We start from the raw sequence: 8,832 nt of genomic DNA, 5'->3' as shown, positions 1-8,832 counted from the left end.
CTTTAGTCTTGTTTGCCGGGCGTCAAGGACGGGCATGCGGATTCAGTGCGCGAGGAAGGCCTGCACCGCGCTGACGGTCTTCTCAGGCGCTTCCTCCATCAGCCAGTGGCCCGAGCCGGGGACGACCAGCTCGGTCACGTCGGTGGCGGCGTTGCGCATCACCACCGCCTCCGTCGCGCCGAAGGACTTCTGGCCGCCGATGGCGAGCACCGGCATCGCCAGCTTGGTCTTTCCGGACTCGGCGTTGTCCTTCGCGTCCTGCCGGATCGAGAGGAACTGCGCAAAGGCCGACTGCATCGCCCCGGGGCGTGCATAGAGCTTGGCGTAGTGCACGCGCGTGGCTTCGTCGATCTTGCGCGGGTCGCCGGCGAACTCGTTCCAGAAGCGGTCGAGGTAGATGCGCTCGCGCCCCTTCACCAGCCGCAGCATGTCGGCGCCGCCGAAGTCGAAATGCCACAGCGGGGGCGAGCGAACGATCTCGTCCCATGGCGCGATGCCGGGCACGGGTGCATCCATCACGACCAGGCGCGTGGTCTTGTCCGGATAGCGGGCGGCGTAGGCGTAGGCCACCATGGTGCCGATGTCGTGGCCCACCACATCCGCCTTGTCGATGCCCAGCGTGTCGAGCACCGCCCGCATGTCGGCCGCCTGCGTGCGCTTGTCGTAGCCGCCTGGCGGCCTGGACGACAGGCCCATGCCGCGAAGGTCGGGCACCACCACCGTGTGGTCGCGCGCCAGGGCGGCGGCCATCGGCGACCACATGTCGCCGGTGTCTCCGAAGCCGTGCAGCAGCAGCACGGCCGGCCCAGTGCCGCCGATGCGCACGTGCAGTTGGGCGCCTTCCGCGGCGTCGATGGTCTGCGTGCGGAAGCCGGCCGGATAGGGCTTGACCTGCGCGTGCGCCGGCATCGCAAGAGCCGCAAGGGTGAGCGCCAGAGCGCCGAGGAGGCTGGACGGTTTCATGGGGGCTTTCCGATCAGGTGCGGGTGATGGATGCACCGCCATCGACCAGCGATGCGGTACCGGTGACGAAAGACGAGTCGTCCGAGGCCAGGTAGAGCACGGAGCGAGCCAGCTCCTCCGGCCGCGCCACGCGCTTGAGCGCATGGAGATTCGTGACGAAGGCCTGCGACTCCTTGGTGTTGTTCATGCCGCGGTACATGTCGGTGTCGACGGCGCCCGGCAAGATTGCGTTGACGCGCACCCCTTGCGGGCCGTATTCGGCGGCCAGCGCCTGAGTCAGGCCGATCAGGCCCGACTTGCTCGCCGCATAGGCGGCCACGCCCGGAAACGCGAAGGTGTGGCCGACGAAGGTGGAGGTGAAGATCACCGAGCCGCCGCCGTTCTCGAGCATCTGCGCGATCTGGTGCTTGGCGCCGAGGAAGGCGCCGGTCAGGTTGATCGCCAGCGTGTCGGCCCAGCCGGCTTCGGTGACGCCCGTGCTGGCCCCGCCTTCGCCCAGGGTGCCTGCGTTGTTGAAGGCGACGTCGAGGCGGCCGTAGGTCGACACGGCCAGCGCGACGAGGGCGCGCGCATAGTCTTCCGAGCGCACATCGCCGGCGAGTGCGACGGCTTCGCCACCGGCGGCGCGGACCTCGGCGACGAGCTGGTCGAGTTCGGCCGCCCGGCGCGCGCCGACGACCAGCCTGGCGCCTTCCGCCGCGAAGAGTTTGGCGGTTGCATGGCCGATGCCGGCGCTGGCGCCGGTGATGAGGGCGACTTTTCCTTGGAGACGGTTCACGGTGGTTCCTTGGGTTGCTGAGTGAAGCGATGAGATGCACTCAGTGTGGAGACCAGGGACCGTTTGCACTAGACGTCCAACCTCGATGCTGGCTTTCGGAAAAACCGRACGAGCGGGCGATCGGCTTGGCGCCGCGAAAGCGCCATCGCTGAAAGTTATTGACACTTTCTGAAAGGAACTGAGGTTGACGCCATCCGCCTGAGTGCTGAAAGTCGCTGCTCCTGCATCCAGATGTCACTTGTGTTTCTTGATGCGTCCGAGAGCGTTTCAAAACAGGTGGAGTCGATTGCAGTGAACAGGTCTTATCGGTCGATGTGGAATGGCGCGCTGGGCGCCTGGGTGGCGGTGTCGGAGGTGGCGCGCACAGGCGGGAAAAGCAGCCAGCGCGGGCTGGTTGCGGCGGCTGTGGCGGCCGCGGCCCTCATGTGCGGAACCGCGAATGYGGCCGACATGGTCTTCAAAGGCTTGAATGTGATTCAGCCGATGAACGTCGCGTCGAACTGGGTAGGGGGCGTGCGCCCCGGGCTGGGCGACCGCGGCGTGGTGTCCGGCACGGCGCTATCGATCAGCCCGGGTGGCATCTCGCTCGGTGTCCTTTGGATCACCAGCGGCGCGGCGGTGATCCGCTTCAACCAGGCCATGTCGTCGCTCTCGCTTGCCGGTATCGACGGCGTCGGCATTCAGTCGGACTCCGCCAAACAGATCTCTCTTCCCACCCACATCAATCTGCTAGGCGATATTGCCCTCCGGACGACCAATGCCGCGGGAGGAGGCTTCACTTTCGCGGGCCAGAGCGGTTATTCGAACTATGGCATCCAGCTCGGGAACCACACACTGACCCTTGATCCGGTCCACGCGGCCAATGTCATGGAGTCACGCGAAGGCGTCGGCATCTTCGGCACCGGGAACGTCATCAAGACCGGCGCGGGGACGCTCACCTGGAACGGCGCACCTGGCAACGCCGGCTATGACACCTCGCGGTTGCAATACACCGGCTACACGGACATCCGCGAGGGCACCTTTGCCCTCACCGGCATCTCCAGCCTGGTGAACTCCAGCCGCGTGAACGTCAACGGCACGCTCGACATCTCGGGCACGGCCAATGGGCTCTACGACACCACGGGCACGCCCGGCGGCAGCAGCCTGCGCAACCTGACCGGCGCCGGTCAGATCGTGCTGGGGGCGCGCAACCTGCACCTCCGGGCCGGGCAGAGCGACTTTGCCGGCACCGTCAGCGGCACCGGTGCGCTTGTCGTCGAAGGCGGCGAGGCCACGCTGCGTGGCGCGAGCAGCTACAGCGGCGGCACGCAGCTCAAGAGCGGGCGCCTGAACCTCGGGCACAACAGCGCGCTGGGCACCGGCGAGCTGGCCATGGACGACGGCACCACGCTGGRCTTCGTCGCCGATGGCCTGAACGTCGCCAACAACATCCGGCTCACGGGCACGCAGGGGCCGGTGATCGACACCGGCGCCTTCAGCGAAACCCTCTCCGGGGTCCTCAGCGGCACCGGCGTGTTGACCAAAAAAGGCACCGGAACGCTGACGCTGCGCAGCGCGAGCAGCTACAGCGGCGGCACCCAACTCAAGAGCGGTCGCCTGAACCTCGGCCACAACCAGGCCCTGGGCACCGGCGAGCTGGCCATGGACGACGGCACCACGCTCGGCTTCGTCGCCGATGGCCTGACCATTGCCAACAACATCCGGCTCACCGGCACGCAGGACCCGGTGATCGACACCGGCGCGTTCAACGAAACGCTCTCCGGCGTCATCAGCGGCACCGGCTTCCTGACCAAGGAGGGCAGCGGCACGCTGACCCTCAGCGCTGCCAGCACCTACACCGGCGCCACGAACGTGGCGGCCGGCACCGTGCGCGCGGGGGCCGCCGGCACCTTCAGCGCCGGCTCGGCGCACACGGTGGCCGCAGGCGCGGTGCTCGACCTCGCCGGCCACAACCAGACCATCGCGGCGATGACCAACGCCGGCACCGTGTCGCTGCCGGGCGGCACGGCCCGCACCACCCTGACCATGAACGGTCCCTGGATCGGACAAGGCGGGACGCTGAATGTGGCCCTCGCGTCGGCCAGCGGCGGCATCGTCTCGGACCGGCTGGTGCTCAACGGCGCCACGGCCAAGGCGAGCGGCCGCACCACGGTGCAGGTCGGCAACCAGGGGCTGCTGGGCGCGATGACCACTGGCAACGGCATCGAGGTCGTCAGCGCGCTCAATGGGGCGACCACCACCGCCCAGACGACGCGCGACGCCTTCAGCCTCGCGGGCGGCCACATCGATGCCGGCGCCTTCGAGTACCGGCTGTACGCCGCCGACGTCGACGGCACCGGCGAGAACTGGTACCTGCGTTCGGCGACCACCGCGACGCCTCCTGCGGCGCCGGGCCTCCCGGTGGTGGGCGGGCAGCCCACCTACCGCCTCGAAGTCCCGCAGTTCGCCGCGCTGCCCGAGCAGCTGCGCCAGGGCAACTTCGTGATGCTGAGCAACCTGCACCAGCGCGTCGGCGACGAGTCGGGCGCCGGTGCGCCGCGCCAGGCCTGGGGACGCATCATCAGCACCGACCGCACGGTGAGCCAGACCGGCGCGGCGAGCCCCGACAGCGAAGGCCGCCTGAACGGCTTCCAGGCCGGCACCGACCTGTGGGCTGACCCGAACTGGCGCACGGGCGTCTACGTCGGCCAGCTCGAAGGCGACATGCGCGTCACGGGCTTCGCGCGCGGCATCGCCAACCTGGCGGTGGGCAGCAACGACCTGCGCAGCCGCTACCTCGGCATCTACGCCACCTGGCGCAACGGGGGCGGCTTCTATGCCGACGCGGTGCTGCAGGGCGGGCGCCACCGCTACGACGTCTCGCCGCAGCTCGCGCTGGCGACGCACGGTAACGGCGACAGCCTGCTGGCCTCGATCGAGGTGGGGCAGGGCTTCCAGGTCGCTCCCGGCTGGTCGCTGGAGCCGCAGCTGCAGCTGATGCACCAGCGCGTCGATCTCGACAACGTCGCCATCGCCGGCGCCACCGTCCAGCAGGACAGCCACAACGGCTGGATCGCGCGCGTGGGGCTGCGCCTGAAGGGTGATGTGACGACCGCCGCCGGCGTGCTGCAGCCCTATGGCCGGCTGAACGTCTACAGCAGCAGCCAGGGCACCGACGTCTCGCGTTTCATCGGCCCGGGCGGCTACGCCGACATCGCCACCCGCACCGGCGGCACCAGCACGGAGCTGGCCGCGGGCGCGACGCTGGCGCTGTCGGCCGCCACCAGCCTTTATGGCGAACTCGGCAAACTCTGGGCCTCGGGCGGCGACGCGCGCGCCAGCAGCGGGCTCAACGCCAGCGTCGGCGTGAAGGTGCGCTGGTAGGGCCGGTGCCGATCGGGGCCCGAACCCAAGGGCCTGTCTCCTGAATCAGGCGAGGAGCAGGCCCAGCACGTACTCGTCGACGTAGTGCGGCTCGTCGGCCCGCTTGTAGAACTCTCGCAGCGTGCCTTCGTGCACGAAACCCAGCTTCTCGTAGAAGCGCAGGGCTTGCGTGTTGTCGCTCTCGGCGAACAGCTCGATGCGCCTGACACCGTCGGCCTTGAGCCGCTCGATGGCATCGGTGACCATGGCATGCCCCACCCCTTGCCCCTGGCGCGCACTCTTGAGCGAATAATTGTTCACCAAAAGCCCGAAAAGCACTAAGATCGCCCCGTGAAACCCAAGGACGAAGACAAACTCCGCGCCATCGCCGAAGCCACGTTCACGCTGGTCGAGCAGACCGGCCTGAGCGGCCTGACCATGGCGGCCATCGCGCGCGAGGCGGGCCTGGCCACGGGCACGCTCTACGTCTACTTCAAGTCCAAGGAAGAGTTGATGGTCGCGCTCTACGAGCAGGCCAAGACGAACACCACCGCCAGCCTCCTGCACGGCGACGACCCGAAGGCGCCGTTTCGCAGCCGCTTCCGCCACATGTGGATGAACTGGCTCGACCACCGCCTCACGCACTATGCGCAGGTCGTGTTCCTGGAGCAGTACTACAACTCGCCCTGGTTCAGCGAAGAGAGCCGCAATCTCTCCGCCCGGCTCATCAAGGGCTGGATCGACCTGATCGAGGCCGCCAAGGCGCAGCAGATCCTGAAGGACGTGCCCACCGTGCTGCTGATCAACAGCTTCGCCGGTTCGGTGCGCGAGACCGCCAACCTGCTGCGCTCCGGCGCCCTGGCCCGCACCGACGCCAACCTGGCGATGGCCTTCGGCCTCTGCTGGGACGGCATCAAAGCCTGAGCCGCTTGACCTCGGCCGTGCACAGGTCTATTGTTTGCCCGAACCGTTATTCATCGAAGAGAGAGCCCCACCATGACCACCACCCTCCACATCAACGGCAAGGATCGGCAGGTCGATGCCGATCCGTCCACCCCGATCCTCTGGGCCCTGCGCGACACGCTCGGCATGACCGGCACCAWGTTCGGCTGCGGCGCGGCGCTGTGCGGCGCCTGCACGGTGCATCTCAACGGCCAGCCGATCCGCTCCTGCGTGACGCCGATCTCCGCCGCGGCGGGCCAGAAGATCACCACCATCGAAGCCGTCACCGACGGCAGCGACAAGGTCGGCAAGGCCGTGAGCGCGGCCTGGGTCAAGCATGACGTGGCGCAGTGCGGCTACTGCCAGAGCGGGCAGATCATGTCGGCCACCGCCTTCCTGAAGACGCTTCAGCCCGGCAAGCTGCCCAGCGAGGCCGAGATCGATTCGGCCATGGCCGGCAACATCTGCCGCTGCGGCACCTACGCGCGCATCCGCGCCGCGGTCGCCGACGCCGCCAAGACCCTGGCTTGAAGAAGAAGGAGAGCACCATGAACTTCGACCCCACCACCTTCGAGCTGCCCGCCAACCTTCGCGCGCTGATGACGCGCAACGAAAACAGCACCGACGAACCCCAAGGCCTCCCGCGGCGCAGCTTCCTGAAGCTCACGGCAGTGAGCGGCTTCGCGCTCGGCGTCTTCCCCGCGGGTGTACTTGCACAGGAAGCGGACCCCACGGGATCAGGCCGGCCGCCAGGCCTGAAGCCATTGCAGCAGCCCTCGGCCTTCGTGCGCATCGACCGCGACGGCACCACCACCATCACCATCAACCGGCTCGACTTCGGGMAGGGCGTGCAGACCGGGCTGCCGATGATCCTGGCCGAAGAACTCGACGCCGACTGGTCGAAGGTCAAGAGCGTTCACGGCACCAACGACCCGGCGTACATCGATCCCATGTTCGGCATGCACATCACGGGCGGCTCGGGCTCGATCAAGAACTCGTACACGCAGTACCGCGAGCTCGGCGCCCGCACCCGCGCCATGCTGGTCGGCGCGGCGGCGGCACAGTGGAAGGTGAGTGCCTCCACGCTGCAGACGCGCGACGGCGTCGTCATCGGCCCCGGTGGCAAGAAGTTGGGCTACGGCGAGCTGGCCGAAGCGGCGATGAAGCTGCGCGTACCCGACACGGTCAAGCTCAAGGACCCGAAGGACTTCCACCTCATCGGCAAGCCCACCGGCCGGCTCGACGCCCAGGCCAAGTCCAGCGGTCACCAGAATTACGGCATCGACATGAAGCTGCCCGGCATGCTGACCGCCGTGGTGGTGCATCCGCCGGTGTTCGCTGCCAAGGTCAGGTCGGTGGACGACAGCGCCGCGAAGGCGGTCAAGGGYGTCAAGGCCGTGCTGCGCGTGCCGCTCGACCGTGGCGCCGAAGGCGTGGCCGTGGTCGCCGATGGCTACTGGGCCGCCAAGCAGGGCCGCGATGCGCTCAAGATCGATTGGGACACCAGCGGCGTCGACAAGGTCGACAGCGAGAAGCAGCTGGCGCAGTACCGCGAGCTCGCGACCCTGCCGGGCCCGCGCAAGTACAACGACGATGTGTCGAAGCTGGCCAGCGCGCCGCACAAGATCAACGCCGAATTCGTCTTCCCCTACCTGGCGCACGCGCCGATGGAGCCGCTCAACTGCACCGTCCACCTGGTCGGCAACAAGGCGGAAGTGTGGACAGGCACGCAGATGCCCGGCATCGACGGCATGGCCGCCGCCAAGGTGCTGGGCGTGCCGCCGCAGAACGTCAAGGTCAACGTGCAGATGGCGGGCGGCGGCTTCGGCCGTCGCGGCCTGCTGACCAGCGACTTCGTGGCCGAGGCCTGCAGCGTCGTCAAGGTCGCGCAGGCGGCGGGCATCAAGGCGCCGATCCGCACGCTGTGGAGCCGCGAGGACGACATCAAGGGCGGCTACTACCGCCCGATGCACCTGCACACCGCGAAGATCGKCTTCGACGCGCAGGGCAAGATCACGGCCTGGGACCACGTCATCGTCGGCCAGTCGCTGCTGATGGGCACCCTGTTCGAGCAGATGATGGTCAAGGACGGCATCGACGCCACCGCCGTCGAGGGCATGAAGGAGCCGTACGACATCCCGATGCGGCTCACGGTGCATCACCCCAAGCTCAACGTGCCGGTGCTCTGGTGGCGCAGCGTGGGCTCGACCCACACCGCCTTCGTCATGGAGACGCTGCTCGACGAAATCGCCCGCACGACGAAGCAAGACCCGGTCGCCTACCGCATGAAGCTCATCGGCGACCAGCACCCGCGCCACAAGGCGGCGCTGCAGCTCGCTGTGGACAAGTCCGGCTACGGCAAGAAGAAGCTCGAAGCGGGCCGCGCCTGGGGCGTGGCGGTGCACGAATCCTTCGACTCGGTGGTGGCCTATGTGGTGGAAGCCTCGGTGAAGGATGGCACGCCCACATTGCACCAAGTGACCGCGGGCGTGCACTGCAACCTGGTGGTCAACCCGCAAAGCGTGGAGGCGCAGGTGCAGGGGGCGGYGGTGATGGGGTTGTCGATGTGCCTGCCGGGTGCCGCGATCACGCTGAAGGACGGGGTGGTGCAGCAGAGCAACTTTGGGGACTTCGTGGYGCCGCGCATTACGGACATGCCGCAGATTGCGGTGTTCACGGTGCCTAGCGCGGATGCGCCGACCGGCATGGGCGAGCCGGGGCTGCCGCCGCTGGCGCCTGCGTTTGCGAATGCGGTGGCGGCGATCACGGGGAAGCCGGTGCGGGAGTTGCCTTTCAAGCTGGCTTGA

7 protein-coding genes and 1 pseudogene are annotated in these 8,832 nt (G+C 68.0%); 5 read left to right on the top strand and 3 right to left on the bottom strand.

The annotated features are described in order from the left end of the window. Positions 1-42 precede the first annotated feature (42 nt). Both AC1D2K_RS23025 and AC1D2K_RS23020 read right to left on the bottom strand, forming a co-directional pair. Positions 43-963 (bottom strand): alpha/beta fold hydrolase, encoded by a 921-nt coding sequence (locus AC1D2K_RS23025; protein WP_478091254.1) that lies wholly within the window; start codon positions 961-963, stop codon positions 43-45. 13 nt (positions 964-976) lie between these two features. After that, complete coding sequence (locus AC1D2K_RS23020) at positions 977-1,741, bottom strand: SDR family oxidoreductase (protein WP_478091252.1); 765 nt, start codon at positions 1,739-1,741, stop codon at positions 977-979. A 231-nt stretch (positions 1,742-1,972) separates the two neighbouring features. Here AC1D2K_RS23020 and AC1D2K_RS23015 point away from each other — a divergent pair. Together AC1D2K_RS23015 and AC1D2K_RS23010 are read left to right on the top strand one after the other, a co-directional pair. Beyond that, positions 1,973-2,161: pseudogene (locus tag AC1D2K_RS23015) on the top strand (ESPR domain-containing protein); the annotation flags it as partial. A gap of 30 nt (positions 2,162-2,191) precedes the next feature. Further along, on the top strand, positions 2,192-5,104 hold the full coding sequence (locus AC1D2K_RS23010; RefSeq protein WP_478091255.1) for an autotransporter family protein: 2,913 nt from the start codon (positions 2,192-2,194) through the stop codon (positions 5,102-5,104). 45 nt (positions 5,105-5,149) lie between these two features. On the opposite strand, the gene AC1D2K_RS23005 is transcribed toward AC1D2K_RS23010, so the two are convergent. After that, complete coding sequence (locus AC1D2K_RS23005) at positions 5,150-5,404, bottom strand: N-acetyltransferase family protein (protein WP_478091251.1); 255 nt, start codon at positions 5,402-5,404, stop codon at positions 5,150-5,152. Positions 5,405-5,434: 30 nt separating this feature from the next. Between AC1D2K_RS23005 and AC1D2K_RS23000 the strand changes: the two genes are divergently transcribed. The 3 genes from AC1D2K_RS23000 (at position 5,435) to AC1D2K_RS22990 (ending at position 8,832) form a co-directional block, all read left to right on the top strand. After that, positions 5,435-6,007, top strand: coding sequence for a TetR/AcrR family transcriptional regulator (locus tag AC1D2K_RS23000; RefSeq protein ID WP_478091250.1), 573 nt, complete (start codon positions 5,435-5,437; stop codon positions 6,005-6,007). A gap of 72 nt (positions 6,008-6,079) precedes the next feature. Then, a complete protein-coding gene (locus AC1D2K_RS22995) occupies positions 6,080-6,556 on the top strand; it encodes a (2Fe-2S)-binding protein (RefSeq protein ID WP_478091248.1) in 477 nt (158 codons plus the stop codon). Positions 6,557-6,573: 17 nt separating this feature from the next. Continuing rightward, positions 6,574-8,832, top strand: coding sequence for a xanthine dehydrogenase family protein molybdopterin-binding subunit (locus AC1D2K_RS22990; RefSeq protein ID WP_478091247.1), 2,259 nt, complete (start codon positions 6,574-6,576; stop codon positions 8,830-8,832).

This window comes from Variovorax sp. P1_H12_2, assembly GCF_056405335.1.
The sequence above is the reverse complement of the archived record's forward strand: the minus strand, read 5'-3'. Positions and strand labels throughout refer to the sequence as shown.